This is a genomic window from Saccharopolyspora sp. NPDC002376 (genome assembly GCF_053593195.1).
In genome coordinates, this window is the sequence record NZ_JBSFBZ010000011.1 from 107,241 (window position 1) to 126,855 (window position 19,615).

14 protein-coding genes, 1 pseudogene and 1 riboswitch are annotated in these 19,615 nt (G+C 69.8%); of the genes and pseudogenes, 10 read left to right on the plus strand and 5 right to left on the minus strand.

The features are described from left to right. Positions 1-319: 319 nt before the first annotated feature. A complete protein-coding gene (locus ACWCO2_RS10900) occupies positions 320-2,065 on the minus strand; it encodes a proline--tRNA ligase (RefSeq protein ID WP_450127524.1) in 1,746 nt (581 codons plus the stop codon). Between the two features lie 121 nt (positions 2,066-2,186). On the opposite strand from ACWCO2_RS10900, the pseudogene ACWCO2_RS10905 reads away from it, so the two are divergent. From ACWCO2_RS10905 to cobM, 8 genes and pseudogenes are all read left to right on the plus strand, one after another. Continuing rightward, a pseudogene (locus tag ACWCO2_RS10905) lies at positions 2,187-2,524 on the plus strand (VOC family protein); the annotation flags it as partial. A gap of 566 nt (positions 2,525-3,090) precedes the next feature. Beyond that, entirely contained in the window at positions 3,091-3,801 is a 711-nt protein-coding gene (locus ACWCO2_RS10910) for an endonuclease domain-containing protein (RefSeq protein WP_450127525.1), read from the plus strand. A gap of 104 nt (positions 3,802-3,905) precedes the next feature. Further along, positions 3,906-4,649: a peroxide stress protein YaaA gene (yaaA, locus tag ACWCO2_RS10915; RefSeq protein ID WP_450127526.1), complete on the plus strand. Its 744-nt coding sequence runs from the start codon at positions 3,906-3,908 to the stop codon at positions 4,647-4,649. A gap of 263 nt (positions 4,650-4,912) precedes the next feature. Beyond that, the gene (locus ACWCO2_RS10920; RefSeq protein WP_450127545.1) at positions 4,913-5,878 is read left to right on the plus strand and encodes a serine protein kinase RIO; all 966 of its coding nucleotides are present in this window, start codon (positions 4,913-4,915) and stop codon (positions 5,876-5,878) included. 227 nt (positions 5,879-6,105) lie between these two features. Continuing rightward, on the plus strand, positions 6,106-7,590 hold the full coding sequence (locus ACWCO2_RS10925; protein WP_450127527.1) for a DEAD/DEAH box helicase: 1,485 nt from the start codon (positions 6,106-6,108) through the stop codon (positions 7,588-7,590). A gap of 42 nt (positions 7,591-7,632) precedes the next feature. Continuing rightward, positions 7,633-8,019, plus strand: coding sequence for a pyridoxamine 5'-phosphate oxidase family protein (locus tag ACWCO2_RS10930; RefSeq protein ID WP_450127528.1), 387 nt, complete (start codon positions 7,633-7,635; stop codon positions 8,017-8,019). A 23-nt stretch (positions 8,020-8,042) separates the two neighbouring features. Beyond that, positions 8,043-9,269, plus strand: a complete 1,227-nt coding sequence (cbiE, locus tag ACWCO2_RS10935) for a precorrin-6y C5,15-methyltransferase (decarboxylating) subunit CbiE (RefSeq protein ID WP_450127529.1) — start codon at positions 8,043-8,045, stop codon at positions 9,267-9,269. Further along, positions 9,266-10,009 carry a precorrin-4 C(11)-methyltransferase gene (cobM, locus tag ACWCO2_RS10940; RefSeq protein WP_450127530.1) on the plus strand — a complete coding sequence of 248 codons (744 nt, stop codon included), beginning with the start codon at positions 9,266-9,268 and terminating at the stop codon, positions 10,007-10,009. Before cbiE ends, cobM begins: the two co-directional genes overlap by 4 nt. A gap of 111 nt (positions 10,010-10,120) precedes the next feature. On the opposite strand, the gene ACWCO2_RS10945 is transcribed toward cobM, so the two are convergent. Continuing rightward, complete coding sequence (locus ACWCO2_RS10945; RefSeq protein WP_450127531.1) at positions 10,121-11,212, minus strand: cobalt-precorrin-5B (C(1))-methyltransferase; 1,092 nt, start codon at positions 11,210-11,212, stop codon at positions 10,121-10,123. Between the two features lie 44 nt (positions 11,213-11,256). Here ACWCO2_RS10945 and ACWCO2_RS10950 point away from each other — a divergent pair, with 44 nt between their 5' ends. Further along, positions 11,257-12,006, plus strand: a complete 750-nt coding sequence (locus ACWCO2_RS10950) for a cobalt-precorrin-6A reductase (RefSeq protein ID WP_450127532.1) — start codon at positions 11,257-11,259, stop codon at positions 12,004-12,006. On the opposite strand, the gene ACWCO2_RS10955 is transcribed toward ACWCO2_RS10950, so the two are convergent. The 3 genes from ACWCO2_RS10955 to ACWCO2_RS10965 are packed head-to-tail and all read right to left on the minus strand — an operon-like array spanning position 11,994 to position 15,336. After that, positions 11,994-13,517 (minus strand): precorrin-2 C(20)-methyltransferase, encoded by a 1,524-nt coding sequence (locus ACWCO2_RS10955; protein ID WP_450127533.1) that lies wholly within the window; start codon positions 13,515-13,517, stop codon positions 11,994-11,996. The genes ACWCO2_RS10950 and ACWCO2_RS10955 overlap by 13 nt on opposite strands. Continuing rightward, positions 13,514-14,140 (minus strand): precorrin-8X methylmutase, encoded by a 627-nt coding sequence (locus ACWCO2_RS10960; RefSeq protein WP_450127546.1) that lies wholly within the window; start codon positions 14,138-14,140, stop codon positions 13,514-13,516. The genes ACWCO2_RS10955 and ACWCO2_RS10960 overlap by 4 nt, the downstream gene beginning before the upstream one ends. 26 nt (positions 14,141-14,166) lie before the next feature. Further along, positions 14,167-15,336 (minus strand): precorrin-3B synthase, encoded by a 1,170-nt coding sequence (locus ACWCO2_RS10965; RefSeq protein WP_450127547.1) that lies wholly within the window; start codon positions 15,334-15,336, stop codon positions 14,167-14,169. A gap of 143 nt (positions 15,337-15,479) precedes the next feature. Next, positions 15,480-15,660, plus strand: a riboswitch (cobalamin riboswitch). A 98-nt stretch (positions 15,661-15,758) separates the two neighbouring features. Between ACWCO2_RS10965 and cobN the strand changes: the two genes are divergently transcribed. After that, positions 15,759-19,370 (plus strand): cobaltochelatase subunit CobN, encoded by a 3,612-nt coding sequence (gene cobN, locus ACWCO2_RS10970; protein WP_450127534.1) that lies wholly within the window; start codon positions 15,759-15,761, stop codon positions 19,368-19,370. Positions 19,371-19,615: the final 245 nt, after the last annotated feature.

A 19,615-nucleotide genomic window follows, 5' to 3' on the forward strand; every position in this document is an offset into this window, starting at 1 on the left:
GCCGCCGCTGGAGCGCGACCCGCACTCCGGTGCCGCCTCCTGCCTGACGATCGGGATCGACGAGCCACTGCAGGTAACGGTCGGCGGTACCACGTCCCGCCTCCGCAGCGCCTGCATCCCGCCGAAGTTGACGTGCCAGGTCACCACCACCGGCCGGCGCGATCCGCTCTGATCACCGCCGGGAGCAGTAGCTTGCCGGGTCGCTCACCGATCACGACCTGCAGCGCTGGGTCGCGCTCGCGACGGGCAGCGACGGCACGACGCGGGATCACGAAGCCCCCGAGGAGCGGTCCTCGGGGGCTTCGTGACGTGAACCGGGTCAGCCGCGGACGGCGTTGATGACGTGCTCGACCGCGTTGTCGACCTCGATCTCCGCGCGGTCGCCGGTGCCGCGGTCGCGGACCTCGACGACACCTCGGGTCAGGCCCTTGCCGACCACCAGGATCGTGGGCACGCCGACCAGCTCGGAGTCGGCGAACTTCACGCCCGGCGAAACCGTCCGGTCGTCCAGGATGACCTGCACACCGGCCGCGTCGAGCTCGGCCGCCAGTGCCTCACCGCGCTCCCGGATGCTCTCGTCCTTGCCCGCGATGACCACGTGCACGTCGGCCGGGGCCACCTCGCGCGGCCAGACCAGGCCCTGCTCGTCGTGGCTCTGCTCGGCGATCGCGGCGACCAGGCGCGACACGCCGACGCCGTAGGAGCCCATGGTGATCCGCTTCGGCTTGCCGTCCTGGCCCAGCGCGTCCAGCCCGAACGCGTCGGCGTACTTGCGGCCGAGCTGGAAGATGTGGCCGATCTCGATGCCGCGCGCGGCGACCAGGGTGCCCTGGCCGTCGGGCGACGGGTCGCCCTCGCGGACCTCGGCGGCCTCGATAGTGCCGTCGGGGGTGAAGTCGCGGCCGCACACCAGGTCCAGCACGTGGTGGTCGGTCTTGTCCGCGCCGGTCACCCACGCGGTGCCGGTGACCACGCGCGGGTCGACCAGGTAGCGAACCCCGTTGCCCTGCAAGGCCTTCGGGCCGATGTAGCCCTTGACCAGGAACGTGTTGGCGGTGAAGTCGGCCTCCTCGAGCAGCTCCACCTCAGCGGGCTCCAGCGACGCCTCGAGCCGCTTCATGTCGACCTCGCGGTCGCCGGGCACGCCGACGGCCAGCAGCTCCCACTCCTCCGCACCGGGCTGGCGGACCTTGACCAACACGTTCTTGAGGGTGTCGGCCGCGGTGAACTTGCGGTCGGTGTTGCCGTTGAGGTAGTCGACCAGGCTCTCGATGGTCGGCGTGTTCGGCGTGTGGTGGACCTCGGCGGCGGCCTTGCCCTCGAGCGCCTCAGCGGCCGGAGCCGGGGTGACCACGGCTTCGACGTTGGCGGCGTAGCCCGAGTCCGTGCTGCGCACGAAGGTGTCCTCGCCGGTCTCGCTCTCGGCCAGGAACTCCTCGGACGCCGAGCCGCCCATCGCACCGGAGGTCGCCGACACGATCACGTAGTTCAGCCCGACCCGGTCGAAGATCCGGATGTAGGCGTCGCGGTGCCGCTGGTAGGAGGTGGACAGGCCCTCGTCGTCGATGTCGAAGGAGTAGGAGTCCTTCATCACGAACTCGCGCCCGCGCAGGATGCCCGCGCGCGGCCGCTCCTCATCCCGGTACTTGGTCTGGATTTGGTACAGCATGACCGGGTAGTCCTTGTAGGAGCTGTACTCGCCCTTGACGGTGAGGGTGAACAGCTCCTCGTGGGTGGGGCCGAGCAGGTAATCGGCGCCCTTGCGGTCCTTCAGCCGGAACAGCTGCGGGCCGTACTCGGTCCAGCGGCCGCTGGCGTCGTAGGGCTCCTTGGGCAGCAGCGCGGGCAGGTGGATCTCCTGGGCGCCGATGGCGTCCATCTCGTCGCGCACGATCTCCTCGATCTTGCGCAGCACCCGCAGGCCCAGCGGCAGCCAGGAGTAGATCCCCGGCGCGATGCGGCGGACGTAGCCGGCGCGGACGAGCAGCTTGTGGCTCGGCACCTCGGCGTCGGCCGGATCCTCGCGCAGGGTACGCAGGAACAACGTCGACATCCTCGTGATCACGGCTACTGGCTCCTCATCCGGGCTGATTCGTCACCGGCAGGGTATCGAGTGCCCCCGGGGTCACCACCAGCGGATTACCGGTTCGCTGGCCGGTGTCGGTGATCGCCGCTAGCTCAGCGTCATGACGCTCAGCATCGGCATGGTCACCATCGACTGCGCTTCACCCTCGCTGAGTTCTGGCCCCGGACGCTGGACACCTCGGTGGACCTCGACGTCGGCGAGTTCATGATGCTCGCCCCGAACCGGGAAGGCGGCGTGACACTCGGGCTGCAGCGGGTTCCCGAGCCCCGCACCGGGAAGAACAGGGTGCACGTGGACCTCGGCACCACCGATCGCGCGGCGGAGGTGCGCCGGCTGGTCGAGCTGGGTGCGACGGAGGTCAGCGAGCACGAGGTCCCCGGCGGGCTGAGCTGGACCGTGCTGACCGACCCGGAGGGCAACGAGTTCTGCGTGGCCAGCCGCCAACACCTGGCGTTCTCCCCCGGCATCCACTACTCCCCAGGAGCCCTGCTGGCCCGCCTGGAAGCCGAGATCGCCTTCCGAAACCTGGCAACCCGCCTCCCCTACCTCCGCCGAGCAGAAACCCCAACTCCCCGCCCGACATCCCTCATCCACGGCCTCTCAACCCTCCCCACAACCACCAACCACACCCTCACCCCCACCTGACCACACCGCCGGCACCGAACGTGAGTCACAGTTTCAATTGAAACTGTGATTCGTCGTGCCTGGGATTTACAGTTTCAATTGAAACTGTGGTCAAGGTGACCCCCACCGGACGAAGTTGTTCCACTCGATCCGGTGTCCGGTGTATCCATACGCGGGGGATCCTCCTCCTTATAGGCATGACTGAGATCAACATGCCGCCCATCGGAAACGAGCACGGACTGTTCCTCCGCGCAGAAGCACTGGCCGCTGGGATCACGGACAATCACCTGAGAAGTCCGGCCTTCCGGAGGGTCCTGCACGGTGTGTACACGAGGAACGAAACTCCGCTCACTCACAAGTTGAAGTGCCACGCCGCCGCGATGCGACTACCTCCGACCGCAATGCTCACCGGCCTGTCAGCCGCGACGCTCCACGGCGTGCCGATCGCCGACTTCTCCACCCCGGTGGACGTGATCGTGCCCCGAGAATTCGGAATGCACCGCAGGCAGGGACTTCGGTGCTCAGCAGTGCGGACGTACGACTTCGAACACACCTCGTGGCACGACATCCGGCTGGCGGGGATCGAACGAACCGCGTTCGACCTGATCAAACGCCGATCGATCGCGCTGTCGGTCGCGCACTTCGACGCGCTGGCGCACGCAGGCTTGATCACACCCGAACGGATCGCGAAGTTCCTTTCCGGCCGCGGCGACAACGGTGTGGTGCGAGCACGACTCCGGATCCCGTACCTGGACGGTCGCGCGGAGTCGATCCCGGAGTCCGTGCTGCGCGTCGAACTCAACCTGCGAAACCTCGAACCGCTACCCCAGTTCGAGGTGTTCCTCCGCGGCCAGTTCGTCGCTCGTGTGGATCTGGCCTTTCCCACCGAACAAGTTGCTGTCGAGTACGACGGGCAGTGGCACTCCGATCCGGCCCAGATCCGCAAGGACCAGATCCGGCGGAGACGACTGACCGAAGCGAGATGGCTGGTCATCACGGTCACCAACGAGGACATGCAGGGGTCTCTGGACGGACTAGCCACGACGATTCGTTCCGCTCTCGCTCGCCGGAGAAACCACAGTTTCAATTGAAACTGTAATTCCTAGGCACGCGGGATCACAGTTTCAATTGAAACTGTGATCCCGTCCCGCAGAGGGGGCGTTCGGCGCGGTTGGGTGGTGCTTACCCTGGTGGGGTGTTGGTTTTGTTGCCTCCTTCGGAAACCAAGTCGGCTGGTGGTTCGGGTGCGCCGTTGGACTTGGGCGGGCTTTCGCATCCGGAGTTGACCGATACCCGGCAGCAGCTGGTCGAGGCACTGTCCACTTTGGCCGATGACGTACCCGCGAGCCTGAACGTTCTCGGGTTGTCAGAGCGCCAGGTCGAGGAAGTCCAGCGCAACGCCGAGCTCTGGGACGCGCCCACCGCGCCAGCTCTGGAGCGCTACACCGGGGTTCTCTACGACGCCCTCGACGTGCAGTCGCTGTCCGCGTTCGAGCGCAAGCAGGCCGACGCGCGGCTGGCGGTGGCGTCGGCGCTGTTCGGCATCGTGCGCGGGACCGACTCGATTCCCGCCTACCGGCTCTCCGGCGGCAATTCGCTGCCCGGGCTGGGGACGTTGCGCAGCGTGTGGCGGCCGGTGCTGGAGCCGGCCCTGGCCGCAGCCGATGACCTGGTCGTCGACCTGCGCTCCGGGGCTTACGCCGCGCTGGCGAAGGTTCCCGGGTCCGTGGAGGTTCGCGTGCTGTCGGAGGACGCGTCCGGCAAGCGCAAGGTGGTCAGCCACCACAACAAGGCGCACAAGGGCAAGCTCGCGCGGGCGCTCGCCCAGGCTTCCGACGAACCTGAGTCGATCGAGGACATCCTCGCCGTGGCTCGCGATGCCGGGCTTCAGGTGGAGCGCGAAGCCGACCGCAAGCTCTGCGTCGTCGTCCGCGCCTGACTGCGAAAGCGGCATCATGCGCCGCGGACCGAATTCACACTGAAATCGCAGGTCAAAAACCGGTTGTCGCCGCAGGCGCTGATCGGTCAAGCTAGTCGCGCGTTGAAAGAGCTCGAGGAAGGGAGGTTCGTCGTGGTGGCCGTTGTGACGGTTGTGCGCGCCGTTGTTGCGCGCGGATGCATTCGAACCTTTTCTCCTCCGCCACGCGCGCGCTGAGCTTCGGTGCTCGGGCGGAGGTCTCCGCCCTGAAGGAGCACTCGACCTTGTCCTCGTACGAGCAGTACGACGCGGATCTGTTCCGCAACACCAAGAAGAGCAAGGCGCGCAAGCCGAAATCCGTCAAGCGGCAGCGCTTCGACGACGAGCCGATCCGGCGCGGTCGGCTCACCGAGGAGGAACGCGAGCGGCTCGCCGCGCTGCGCGACGAACCCGAACCGCAGCCGCTGCCCGACGGCGCCGACCGATGGTCCACCTGGGACACCGGTGAGCGCGGCCCGCAACCGCATCCGGCCTGGTTGGTGACCGAGCTGGCGGCGGTGGACCACGAGCTCGGCGTCGTGAAGACCGGTAAGGAAGCCGACGTCCACCTGCTGCGGCGCTCGCTGCCCGGCGCCGAGTCCTGCCTGCTGGCGTCCAAGCGGTACCGCGATTCCGACCACCGGATGTTCCACCGCGACGCCGGCTATCTGGAAGGTCGGCAGCTGCGCAAATCCCGCGAGATGCGGGCGATTCGGCAGCGCACGTCGTTCGGGCGCGGCATGATCGCCCAGCAGTGGGCGGTGGCGGAGTTCCGCGTGCTGTCCGCGCTGTGGCTGGCCGGAGCGCCGGTGCCGTACCCGGTACAGCGAGTCGGGACCGAAATTCTGCTGGAATTCCTCGGCACCCCCGACGGCACGGCTGCACCACGCCTGGCGGGGCTGCGACCGGACGCCGATGAGCTCGACGAACTCTGGTCGCAGCTGGTCGAGGCCCTGGTCGTGCTCGCCCAGCACGGCTTCACGCACGGCGACCTGTCCGCGTACAACGTGCTGGTGCACGACGGGCGGCTGATGCTGATCGACCTGCCGCAGGCGGTCGACCTGGTGGCCAACCCGCTCGGCCCGGACTACCTGCGACGTGACGCACACAACATCGCCGCGTGGTTCCGCTCCCGCGGCGCCAGCGAGGCCCGGACCGATCCGGACGCACTGGCCGAAGTCCTTGCCGCAGCGGGGAATCTGCACCGATAAGGCCGTCCTGATCGGCCCGGACGGCAGCCATGGGTGCCCGGGCCGATCAGGGTAGAATTCAGGGCGCAAGAGCCGGGATCACCGGCCCGTGTCCGCAGCGACACGCTTGACCACCTATCGGCGCCGACGCGCCGGGCTCGTCCTCGTGATCGCCCGCGGACATTCCGCGAAGCCTCCCCGTGACGTGCCATTTCCGGGAGTTCTTCGTGCCATCAAGCTCGTCCGCCATGCCCGCGCGCTCGTCTCGCCGTCCGCGCCGCCGCCGACCGCAGGGCAAGCCGCAGCAGCCCAAGCGCAGCCTGTTCGACGAGGTCGGTGTGACCGCGGTCGACCCCGCACCGTTCGCCGATCTCGGACTGCCCACCCGACTGGTGCGCGCGCTGGCCGACAACGGGATGGCCGAGGCCTTCCCGATCCAGGCCGCCACCATCCCCGACGCGCTGACCGGCCGTGACGTGCTCGGACGCGGCCAGACAGGTTCAGGCAAGACGCTGGCGTTCGGCCTGCCGCTGCTGGCGATGCAGCAGGGCAGCGCCCGCCCGATGCACCCGCGCGGCCTGGTGCTGGTCCCGACCCGCGAACTGGCCACCCAGGTGACCGATGCGCTGAAGCCGCTGGCCAAGGCCCTCGGGCTCTACGTCCGCGAGGTCGTCGGCGGCACCTCGTTCAACCGCCAGGTCGACACGCTGCGCCGCGGCGTGGACGTGCTGGTCGCGACGCCGGGCCGGCTCGCCGACCACGTCCGCCAAGGCACCTGCGTGCTGTCCGAAGTGGAGCGGACCGCGCTCGACGAGGCCGACCAGATGGCCGACATGGGCTTCCTGCCACAGGTCCGCGAGCTGCTCGACCTCGTCCCGGCGGACGGCCAGCGGCTGCTGTTCTCCGCCACCCTGGACGGCGACGTCGACAAGCTCGTCGACCGGTACATGACCGACCCGGTGGTGCACTCGCTGGCGCCGCCTGCGGCCAGCGTCGACAGCATGGAGCACCACCAGTTCCTGGTGTCGACGACGGACAAGCAGGCCGTGCTCGCGCGCATCGCGGCTCGCGAGGGCCGCACGATCATGTTCGTGCGCACCAAGCACCACGCCGACCGCCAGGCCAAGAAGCTGCGCGCGGCCGGGATCCCCGCCGGCGCCCTGCACGGTGGCAAGGCGCAGAACGCCCGGACCCGCATCCTCGACGAATTCCGCAGCGGTGAAACGACAACGCTGGTGGCGACCAACGTCGCGGCCCGCGGCATCCACGTCGACGACGTGAGCCTGGTCGTCCACGTCGAGCCCCCGGCAGACCCCAAGGACTACCTGCACCGCGCCGGTCGGACGGCGCGCGCGGGCGCGACGGGCACGGTGGTCACCCTGGTCACCGACGACCAGCGGGAAGCCTTCCGCACCATGGCCAACCAGGCCGGCGTCAAGGCCAAGACCACGTCGGTGAGCCCGGAAGACGCAGAAATGGCCCGCGTCACCGGCGCCCGCGAACCCAGCGGTGTCTCGCTCGCCGCACCGAAGCAGCCGCGCGAAACCCCGCGCAACCGTGGGCCGAAGCGCGGCGATGCCCCGCGGAACAACAAGCGTCGCGATGAGCCCCAGGGCAGCCGCCGCCGGCGTCCCTCGGAGGACGGTCGGCGCTCGGACGGCGGTCGGCGCTCGGACGGCGGCGACCGTCGCGGGCAGGGCCAGTCCAGGCGCGGTGGTGCTCGCCGGGCGTGATCGGCTGAGGCGGCCAAGTCGACGATCCGCAGGAGGTACCTGGTGAACGTCAGCGAGGGGTTCCTGGAGTTCTGGCGGGAACGCCACTTGTGCACGTTGACGACGGTGCGCGCCAACGGCACACCGCACGTCGTCCCGGTCGGGGTGACCCTCGACGTCGAGACAGCGACCGCTCGGGTGATCTCCTCCGGCACCTCGCACAAGGTCCGCCAGATCCGCGCGGCCGGGCCGGACGGCGCGAAGGTCGCGGTCTGCCAGGTCGACGGGCGTCGGTGGTCCACGCTGGAAGGGGTCGCCGTGGTGCGTGACGACCCCGCAGCGGTGGCCGACGCCGAGCACCGTTACGAGCAGCGCTACAAGAAGCCCCGCGAGAACCCGGCCCGCGTGGTGATCGAGATCTCCGTGACGAAGGTCCTCGGCAACGCCTGACCACGACGTGGTGAGGTGGTGCGGTGAGCGTTCAGCAGGAGAAGCCGGAGCTGGTCCACGTCGTCGGCATCGGAGCGGACGGCACGGCAGGGCTGCCCCCGCCTGCGCGGTCCATTGTGGACTCCGCCGAGGTGCTGTTCGGCAGTTCGCGCCAGCTCGATCTGGTTCCCGAAGCGGCCGGTCAGCGGGTTACTTGGCCTAGCCCGCTGCTCCCGGCGCTGCCCGGCCTGCTCGCCGAGCACGCCGACCGGTCGATCTGCGTGCTGGCCAGCGGCGACCCGATGTTCTACGGAATCGGCGCGACCCTGGTGAAACTGCTGGGCCCGGACCGCGTTCGGATCATCGCGCACCCGTCGTCGCTGTCGCTGGCGTGCGCGCGGATGGGCTGGCCGATGCAGGAGACCGCGGTCGTGAGCCTGGTCGGCAGGCCGGTGGAACTGCTGCACCCCCGTGTCCAGCCGGGAAACCAGCTGCTGGTCCTCAGCTCCGACGGCAGCACCCCGCACGACGTCGCGGCGCTGCTGCGGGAGCGTGGTTACGGGCCGAGCAGCATGACCGTGCTGTCCGATCTCGGCGGCGCGGACGAGCAGCGCATCGCTTCCACCGCTGATGACTGGGAGAAGTCGGCGGTGAGTCCGCTGAACGTGATCGCGATCGAGTGCCTCCCCGCTCCCGATGCACGAATTCTGCCGACCACGCCCGGACTTCCGGACGACGCGTTCGAGCATGACGGGCAGATCACCAAGCGCGACGTCCGGGCGATCACGCTCGCGCGGCTGGCCCCGACTCCCGGCCAGTTGTTGTGGGACGTCGGTGCGGGCGCCGGTAGCATCGCGATCGAATGGATGCGCAGTGATCCGTCCTGCCGCGCGGTCGCCATCGAGCACCGCGACGACCGGGCGCAGCGCATCACCGCGAACGCGGAAGCGCTGGGCGTTCCCGGACTCCAGGTGGTGACCGGAGCTGTGCCGCGCGCGCTGGACGGCCTGGACGAACCCGACGCGATCTTCGTCGGAGGCGGCGGAACCGCACCGGGTGTTCTGGAGGCGTGCTGGGCCGCGTTGCGTCCGGGCGGACGCCTGGTGGTCAACGCGGTCACGTTGGAATTGGAGGCGTTGGTGGCCGACTGGTACCGCCGCGTCGGCGGTGAACTGGTCCGGATCTCGGTGGAGCGGGCGGCGCCGATCGGTGGCTTCACCGGCTGGCGGCCCTCGATGCCGGTGACTCAGTGGGTGGTGAGCAAGCGATGACAGTTCGTTTCGTGGGTGCCGGTCCCGGTGCTGCGGACCTGATCACCGTGCGGGGCCGCGATGTGATCGCGTCGTCGCCGGTGTGCCTGTACGCGGGCAGCCTGGTGCCGGAGGAACTGCTCGGGCACTGCCCCGCCGACGCCAAGCTGGTGGACACGGCCAAGCTGACCTTGGACGACATCCTCGCCGAGATGCTGGCCGCGCACGAGGCCGGACTCGACGTGGCGCGCCTGCACTCCGGGGATCCGTCGGTGTTCAGCGCCGTCGCCGAGCAGATGCGCCGCCTCGACGCTGTCGGCATCCCGTACGAGGTCGTGCCGGGTGTGCCGGCGTTCGCCGCGGCGGCGGCTGCGCTGAACCGGGAGTTCACCGTGCCCGGCGTCGGGCAGACCGTGGTGCTGACCCGGACTTCCGCCCGTGCGACGCCGATGCCGGAGCACGAGAACCTGGCCACGCTCGGCCAGAGCCGGGCGACGATGGTGCTGCACCTCGCGGTCAACCGCATCGAGGAGCTGGTCGAGGAGCTCGTGCCCAACTATGGTGCGGATTGTCCGGTTGCCGTGGTGGCGAATGCGAGCCGGCCTGACGAAATCGTCCTCCGGGCAACGCTTTCCGACATCGCCGAGCGCGTTCGGGCTGCGGGTATCACGCGGACCGCAGTCGTCGTGGTGGGCGAAGTCCTCACCGCATCGGAATTCCCGGACAGCCACCTCTACTCGGCGAACCGCTGCCGGGACTGACTGCTCCGAACCGGCCTGGGGTGCGGGCTCCTGATCTACAGTTTCAATTGAAACTGTAGATCCCAGGCACGACGGATCACAGTTTCAATTGAAACTGTGATCCACCCCAGGTCAGGCCTCGGCTCGGCCGACGATGGTTCCGGCTCGGTCGATGACGACGACGTCCACCGCGATCGGGGCTTCGCGGAGGGTTTCGAGGCAGGAGTTGCGGGCTCGGTCGGCGATGAGGTCGCCGAGCGGGAGGTTCGCCTCCGTGCAGAGCTGGAGGGCTTCCAGGGCCGTGTTGGCTCCGGTGATCTTGCTGGTCAGGCCGGGGCTGCCGCCCGCGTCTCGGACGATTTCGGCGAGCAGGGCGAAGTTCACCTGGGAGCGCTTGGAGTGCAGGTCCAGGTGGCCGTCGGCGAGCTTGGAGATCTTGCCGATGCCGCCGGCGACCGTCAGTCGCGGAACCGGGTGTCGGCGCAGGTACTTCAGCACCGCACCGGCGAAGTCGCCCATGTCCAGCATTGCCTCGCCGGGCAGGTCGTAGAGTTGCGTGACGACCTTCTCCGAGGTGCTGCCGGTGCACCCGGCGACGTGCTCGAGTCCGGCCGCGCGCGCCACGTCGACCCCGCGGCGGATGCTGTCGATCCACGCCGAGCACGAGTACGGCACGACAACACCCGTTGTGCCCAAAATGGACAGTCCGCCGAGAATGCCCAATCGCGGATTCCAGGTTCGTCGGGCCAATTCCTCGCCCCCGTCAACGGACACCTCGACGACGACGTCCCCGCTTCCGCTGTGCTCCGCAGCCACGCGCGCGACGACATCACTCATCAGCTGCCGCGGCACGGGGTTGATCGCCGGCTCTCCTACCGGCAGCGGCAGACCCGGCTTGGTGATCGTGCCGACGCCCTCACCAGCGCGGAAGACCACGCCCGACCCCGGTTCCGCGTGCCGGACCGTCACCGACACGAGTGCGCCGTGGGTCACGTCGGGGTCGTCACCGGCGTCCTTGACCACGCCTGCCGTCGCGAACCCGTCCCCCAGCCGTTCGCGGGCGAGCGCGAAGGCCGGGCGGTGTCCCTTCGGCAGCAGGATCTCCACCGGATCCGGAAAAGTCCCGGTCAGCAAGGCCGTGTAGGCGGCAGCCGTGGACGCCGTAGCGCAGGCGCCAGTCGTCCAGCCGTACCGGAGGCCCGATCCCTCCGTTCGTCCACTCATACCGGGAGAATGCTCCTCATGTGGTTCGCAACGGGGTGGGTCGGATGACCCGCGTGCTCATCCTCGGTGGCACCGGCGAGGCCCGGAAGCTCGCCGAACGGCTCGTCGAGCAGTCCGATCTGCACGTCACATCCTCCCTCGCCGGACGGGTCCGCGCGCCGCAGCTCCCCCCCGGCGAGGTGCGGGTGGGCGGGTTCGGCGGGCCGGACGGGCTGACCGACTGGATCCGGAACGAGCAGGTCAGCGCGGTCATCGACGCCACTCATCCGTTCGCCCGGACGATGACCGACAACGCCGTGATCGCCGCCCAGCGCGCGGGGTGCCCGCTGCTGGTCCTGCGCCGTCCCGCCTGGCAGCCGGAGGCCGGTGACGACTGGCGATCGGCGCCCTCGATGCCCGCAGCCGCCGCACTGCTGCCGGAGCTGGGTGAACGGATCTTCCTCACCACCGGTAGGCAGGGACTGGCCCACTTCGCCGAGCTCGATCTCCAGTTCCTGGTGCGCACCGTCGATCCGCCCGAACCACCGCTGCCCCCGCGCACGACCGTCCTGCTCGCGCGCGGGCCGTTCACCCTCGACGACGAGCTCGCGCTGCTGCGGGAGCACCGCATCGATGCGCTGGTCAGCAAGAACAGCGGCGGTTCGATGACTAGCGCGAAGCTCGTCGCGGCCCGCGAACTCGGGCTGCCGGTGGTGATGGTGCAGCGTCCGCCCCGGCCCGACGCGCCGTCGGCCGGGACGGTCGAGCAGGCCGTGGCCTGGATCGATGACGTGCTGCGCGGTCACGCCGGGTAGCGCCTCGGGGTGAACACGACGTCGTTGCCGTTGGCACCGCTGGCGATTCGCGTGGTCGATGACCCGATCAGCAGCAGGCACCGCATGTCCACATCGGACTGATCGAGGTCGGCGAGGCGCACCACCTTGATGCTCTCCTCCGCGCCACCGATGTCCCGCCCGATGACCACAGGCACGTCCGGCGGGCGGTGCTCCAGGATCGCGTCCCGCGCGGCCGCGACCTGCCAGGTTCGGCTGCGTGAAGCGGGGTTGTAGATCGCCATCACCAGGTCGGCTGCCGCGGCGGCCCGCAGGCGCTCGACGATCACCTCCCACGGCTTGAGCCGGTCGGACAGCGACAGCACGCAGAAGTCGTGCCCCAATGGCGCCCCGACTCGACTGGCCACGGCCTGCGCCGCCGTCATCCCGGGCAGAACCCGCACGGGCACGTCCGAGCGCTCCGCCGCGACCTCCAGCACCGCGCTGGCCATGGCGAACACACCCGGATCACCGGACGAAACCACCGCGACCTTCGACCCGCGCCGAGCCAGCTCCAGCGCGAACTCCGCCCGCTCCGACTCAACGCGGTTGTCGGACGCGTGCTTGCGCTGCCGAGGATTGTCCGGAACCCGCGCGAGATACGGCGCATACCCGACCAAATCGTCAGCCGCGGCAAGCGCCGCCTGAACCTCCGGCGTCACCCACTCGCGCCCACCAGGCCCGAGCCCCACCACAACGACCTCACCCTGACCTGCGGTTTCGGCAACGTCAATTTCTCGCGAAATTGACACCCCACCCTGCGAGTTGGCCGGACTGGGCAACAGGGCCAGGGAGAAGTACGGGACTGTCTCGGGATCGACTTCGGCCAGGGGCTGGTAGCGCTCGCGGTCCGTGGTTGCGCGCTCGACGTACCAGGCTTCGTCCAGGCGGCCCGCCTTCTCGAACGCCTCCCGGACTCCTTCGAAGGTGCGGCCCAGCTTGAGGACCGCCGCGGCGTCGGTCTGGGCGAGCCGCTCGGCGAGGACGTCCGGCGGGAGGGTGCCCGGCAGGACCGTGAAGGTCTCGTCGCGTTCGGCCAGCGGCCGGCCCAGGGTCGCCGAGGCGCCGCTGATGGACGTGATGCCCGGGATCACCTCGGCCCGGAAGCGGCCCGACAGCCGCTTGTGCATGTGCATGTAGGAGCCGTAGAAGAGCGGATCGCCCTCGGCGAGCAGGACCACGTCCCGCCCGGCGTCGAGGTGCGCGGCGAGCCGGGCCGCGCAGTCCGCGTAGAACTCGTCGATGGCACCCTGGTAGCCGCCCGGGTGGTCGGTGGTCTCCGTGGTCACCGGGTAGACCAGCGCTTCTTCGATCTGCCCCGCCCGCAGGTACGGTTCGGCGACCGACCGCGCGATGCTCCGGCCGTGGCGAGCGCTGTGGTAGGCGATCACCTCGGCCTGCTCGATCAGCCGGGCGGCCTTGACCGTCACCAGTTCCGGGTCGCCAGGACCGAGGCCCACGCCGTAGAGCGTGCCCTTGCCGTTGCTGCTCACTCTTCCTCGCTCGCGATCGCGTTGATGGCGGCTACCGCCATGGCGCTGCCGCCCCGACGGCCGCGCACCACCAGGTGCTCCAAACCGCTCGGGTGCGCTGCCAGCGCGTCCTTGGATTCCGCCGCACCGATGAACCCGACCGGTAGGCCCAGCACCGCGGCGGGCTTGTCGGCACCGTCCTCGATCATTTCCAGCAGCCGGAACAACGCCGTCGGCGCATTGCCGATGGCGACCACGGACCCGGCCAGTTGATCGCGCCAGAGCTCCAAAGCCGCCGCACTGCGGGTCGTGTTCAGCTCGCGGGCCAGTTCCGGAACCCGCTCGTTGGACAGCGTGCAGATCACCGGGTTGTCCGCCGGCAGGCGCCGCCTGGTCACGCCCGCGGCGACCATCGCGGCGTCGCACAGGATCGGCGCACCCTCGCGCAGCGCCGCACGCGCGTTGGCCACCACCTCCGGCGAGAACGCGATGTCCTCGACCAGGTCGACCATGCCGCAGGCGTGGATCATCCGCACCGCGACGCCGGCCACGTCCGGCGGCAAGCCGTCCAGCCGGGCTTCCGAGCGGATCGTGGCGAAGGAGCGGCGGTAGATCTCCGCACCTTCCCGGACGTATTCGGGCACCCCGCGGTAGCGGGAGCTGTTCTCGTTCACACTTTCCTCCGTGCCGCGCCGAGCGCGGCGGATACCTGGTCGACATCGGCTTCGGAAGTCCGCGTCGCCCCGTCGAGACCGATCTCGTAGCCGACCTCGGTGGCCAGCACTTCCACGACGCGCCCCGGCGGTCGGCCGCAGCGTCGCTCGCATCCCGACCAGTGCACCGGCAGGTCACCGAGCGACGACGAGCGTCGGGCGTCTTCCCGGACATCGGCCAGCGCCTTCGCGCACCCGGGCCGACCAGCGCACGTGGTCACCCCGACCCCGGCCGAAGCGGGGTCGGTGAGCAGGCCGCGCGCACCGAGTTCCGACGCCCACCGACCGGCTTCGTCCGGTCGCATGCCAGGCAGGACCGCGGTCCGCCAAGGTGTCAGGCGCAGTTCGCCCGCGGCGTCGGATGCGGCGGTGATGATATCCACCTGTTCTCGCGTCAGACGGCCCAGTGGTGCGCCCGCCACGACGGAAACCGTTCCGTCACGCCGAATCACGCGCCCGACCTGCGCATGCGTGGTCGGCACCGGGGGCATCGGATCGGCGGAAACAGCCTCGGCGCCCAGTCGTTCAGCGATCCGTCGCGCCCCGCCGTCGAGTTCGGCCAATCGCCATGCCGAACAGCCCTGCGCTGCCTTCTCCACCAAGAAAGCTTCGGCGGCTGCGATGGCGACTCCAACGGCTCGCTGCGGGGTCGTTCGTACACCAGAATCCATTCCGGCGAGCAGCAACGCGACGGTGTCCGCGAACATCGCTCGCAGCGCGACATCGGCGCCGAGCGAGCTGACGTCGCCGCTGCCGTCATCGACCGCGAACAGGAAACGTCCAGGCAGTTCGGCCAACTCCGGAGTCGCGCAGAGCGCCGCGTCGAGTTCGGCCGCCACCGCTCGCACGTCCACCAGCTCGCGCCCATCAGCGGAGGGCGAGCCGATGATGTTGCGAACTCGCTCGTGCGTGTCCGACGGCAACAACCCCGCTTCGCGCAGCCGCGCGGCGAGCTCCTGCGACGCCCCGGGCGGCAGGCCGCGGACCTGCAGGTTCGCCCGCGAAGTCAGCTCCAGTCCACCGTCCCCCAACGCCGCGACGGCAGCCAACGCACGAACCTGGGACGGGGTCAGCGCGCCGCCGGGAACGCGGATCCGGGCCAGTCCGCCGTCGGCGGCCTCGTGCACCCGCAACGCGCCAGGACACGCATCCCGTTCAGGTCTGGCTCTTCGCAACACGCGGCAGATACTACGGACCCGGGTAGTTGCGGACGCAAACCAAACGCGGTGCGACGCGCATCATGCTCGCGAACCTTGACGTAGGATCACCCCGTTGCGGAAAGTAGTTCGCAGCATCATGCGGCGATGTGCGGAGGAAGTCGGTGCGAATCCGGCGCGGTCCCGCCACTGTCACCGGGGAGCGGACTCCACGATGCCACTGTCCTAACAGGACGGGAAGGCGGAGCGAGCGCTGATCCGGGAGCCAGGAGACTCCGGTCGCCGTTGGACCTGCCGACCGGGGCGAGGAACCCCGAGAGAGGTGCCGTCATGCGCTGCGCAAGCGCGCCCTGGCCCAGCGACGCCGTTCGCCGAGCCGAGGAGCGATCCGCATGATCCTACTTCTGTCCACTTCGGACACAGACCTGCTCAGCGCCCGTGCCGCCGACGCCGACTTCCGGCTCGGCAACCCCGCCCGGCTGGGCGTGGATGACCTGCCGCCGCTGCTGGAGGACGTCGAGCTGGTCGTGGTGCGGCTGCTCGGCGGCCGCCGGGCCTGGGAAGAGGGCCTGGACGCGCTGCTGGCGGGACCGCGCCCGGTGGTCGTGCTCGGCGGTGAGCAGGCCCCGGACGCCGAGCTGATGGAGTGCTCGACGGTGCCGGCCGGGGTGTGCGCCGAAGCGCACCGCTACCTCGCCCATGGCGGCCCGGACAACCTCGCTCAGCTGCACCGATTCCTCTCCGACACGGTTCTGCTCACCGGCCACGGCTTCGAACCGCCGGCGGAAACGCCGTCCTGGGGCGTGCTCGAACGGACCCCGCAGCGCACCGAAGGCCCGACCGTCGCGGTGCTCTACTACCGAGCGCACCACATGGCGGGCAACACCGCGTTCGCGCACGCGCTGTGCGAGGCGATCGAGGACGCCGGCGGCCAAGCCCTACCGCTGTTCTGCGCCTCGCTGCGCGCACCCGACCCGGAACTGCTGGAACAGCTGGGCAAAGCGGACGCGCTGGTCGTCACCGTGCTCGCCGCCGGAGGCACCAAGCCCGCCACCGCTTCGGCCGGTGGTGACGACGAGGCGTGGGACGTCGGCGCGCTCGCCGAACTCGACATCCCGATCTTGCAAGGCCTGTGCCTGACCAGCAGCCGCGCCGCGTGGGAGGAGAACGACGAAGGCCTGTCGCCGCTGGACATGGCCACGCAGGTGGCAGTGCCCGAGTTCGACGGCCGCTTGATCACGGTTCCGTTCTCGTTCAAGGAGAACGACGCCGAAGGCCTGCCGGTCTACGTCGCCGATCCTGAACGGGCGGCCCGCGTCGCCGGCATCGCGGTCCGCCACGCCGCGCTGCGGCACATCCCGCCGCAGGACAAGCGCCTGGCGCTGATGCTGTCGGCCTACCCGACCAAGCACTCCCGGATCGGCAACGCGGTCGGCCTGGACACCCCGGTCAGCGCGGTCCGCCTGCTGCGGGAGCTGCGCGACCAGGGCTACGACATCGGCCCGGCGGACGGTCCGGACGCACTGCCCGGTGTCGCCGACCAGGACGGCGATTCGCTGATCCACGCGCTCATCGCCGCTGGTGGCCAGGACCGCGACTGGCTGTCCGAAGAGCAGTTGAGCGGCAACCCGGTCCGCATTCCCGCGCGCCGGTACGCGGAGTGGTTCGCGACGTTGCCCGAGGACCTGCGCGGCGAGATCGAGCAGCACTGGGGAGTGCCGCCCGGCGAGCTGTTCGTCGACCGCTCCCAGGACCCGGACGGCGAGATCGTGCTCGCCGCCGTCCGCGCGGGCAACGTCGTGCTGATGGTGCAGCCGCCGCGTGGTTTCGGGGAGAACCCGATCGCGATCTACCACGACCCGGACCTGCCGCCGAGCCACCACTACCTGGCCGCCTACCGCTGGCTGATCGACGAGTTCGGCGCGCACGCGATGGTGCACCTGGGCAAGCACGGCAACCTCGAGTGGCTGCCTGGCAAGACCGCCGGCATGTCCGCCTCCTGCTCCCCCGACGCTGCGCTGGCCGACCTGCCGCTGATCTACCCGTTCCTGGTCAACGACCCCGGCGAGGGCACGCAAGCCAAGCGCCGCGTGCACGCCACCCTCGTCGACCACCTGGTGCCGCCGATGGCCCGCGCGGAGAGCTACGGCGACATCGCGCGGCTGGAGCAGCTGCTCGACGAGCACGCCAACATCTCCGCGATGGACCCGGCGAAGCTGCCCGCCATCCGCAGCCAGATCTGGACGCTGATGCAGGCCGCCAAGCTCGACCACGACCTCGGCCTGGACGAAAGGCCGCACGACGCGGAGTTCGACGACATGCTGCTGCACGTCGACGGCTGGCTGTGCGAGGTCAAGGACGCCCAGATCCGCGACGGCCTGCACGTGCTCGGCGACGCCCCGACCGGCGAGGCCCGGGTCAACCTCGTGCTCGCGATGCTGCGGGCCCGCCAGATGTGGAGCGGGCAGAGCGCCGCGCTGCCCGGACTTCGCGAAGCGCTCGGACTCACCGAGGACGGCAGCGCGGCCCGCGAACAGGTCGACGACGTCGAAACCCGCGCGCACGCCCTGGTCCAGGGCATGGAGGACCGCGGTTGGAAAACCGTTGCTGCGGCGGAGGTTTGCCGGGAGGTCCTCGGCGAGACCAACGACGCGGTCGTGCAGGTGCTGGAGTTCGCCGCGAACGAGGTGGTGCCGCGGCTCGCGGCGACGACCGACGAGATGACCGCGACACTGCACGCCCTCGAAGGCGGCTACGTTCCCGCCGGTCCCAGCGGATCGCCGCTGCGCGGGCTGGTCAACGTGCTGCCCACCGGCCGCAACTTCTACTCGGTCGACCCCAAGGCCGTGCCGAGCCGGCTCGCGTGGGAAACCGGTTGGGCCATCGCGGAATCCCTGCTCGACCGCTACCGCGCCGACACCGGTGAATGGCCGCGCTCGGTCGGCCTGTCGGTGTGGGGCACCAGCGCGATGCGCACCTCCGGTGACGACATCGCCGAGGTGCTGGCGCTGCTCGGCGTCCGGCCGACCTGGGACGAGGCGTCGCGCCGCGTCAACGGGCTGGAGGTGATCCCGCTCGACGAACTGGGGCGCCCGCGCATCGACGTCACGGTCCGGATCAGCGGATTCTTCCGGGACGCCTTCCCGCATGTGGTCGCCCTGCTCGACGACGCGGTGCGCCTGGTCGCGGCCCTCGACGAGCCGGCCGAGCAGAACTTCGTGCGCGCGCACGCGCAGGCCGATCTCGCCGAGCACGGCGACGAACGTCGCGCCACCATGCGGATCTTCGGCTCCAAGCCGGGTGCGTACGGCGCCGGGATCCTGCCGCTCATCGACAGCCGGAACTGGCGCGACGACGCCGACCTGGCCGAGGTGTACGCGGTGTGGGGCGGTTTCGCCTACGGGCGCGAGCTGGACGGTGAACCGGCGCGCGTCGACATGGAGAGCGCGTACAAGCGGATCTCGGTGGCGGCGAAGAACACCGACACCCGCGAGCACGACATCGCCGACTCCGACGACTACTTCCAGTACCACGGCGGCATGATCGCCACGGTCCGCGCGCTGACCGGCAAGGCACCGGCGGCCTACATCGGCGACAGCACCCGCCCGGACTCGATCCGCACCCGGTCGCTGACCGAGGAGACCTCGCGGGTTTTCCGCGCTCGCGTGGTGAATCCCCGTTGGCTCGCGGCGATGCGCCGGCACGGCTACAAGGGCGCGTTCGAGCTCGCGGCCACTGTGGACTACCTGTTCGGCTACGACGCGACCACCGGTGTCGTGGCGGACTGGATGTACGAGAAACTCGCCGAGACCTACGTGCTGGACGAGCAGAACCAGCAGTTCCTCAGCGAGTCCAACCCGTGGGCGCTGCACGGCATCACCGAGCGGCTGCTGGAAGCGGCCAACCGCGAGATGTGGCAGGAGCCGAACCCCGACACCTTGCAGGCCCTGCAAGAGGTCTACCTGCAGACCGAAGGCGACCTGGAAGACGGTCCGCAGCGCTGAACCCCGCGCGCTGCACGACACCTCAGGGCGTCGTGCAGCGCGATCTTCAGATTCCCCGCTACGCCCCGGATCCATATCGGCGCGTCGCGCGAAGCGTCAGTTTTGCCTAAAACTGACAGGATTCCAGGACGCGGGGGCCGACAGTTTTAGTACTGCAACGGCAGTTCAGGGGTAGCCGCGTTTTCGGTAGTGGCTGGTTCGGGCTTGGAGTTGGCGTTGTCGGCGCCAGTGTGACCAGGCCAGGA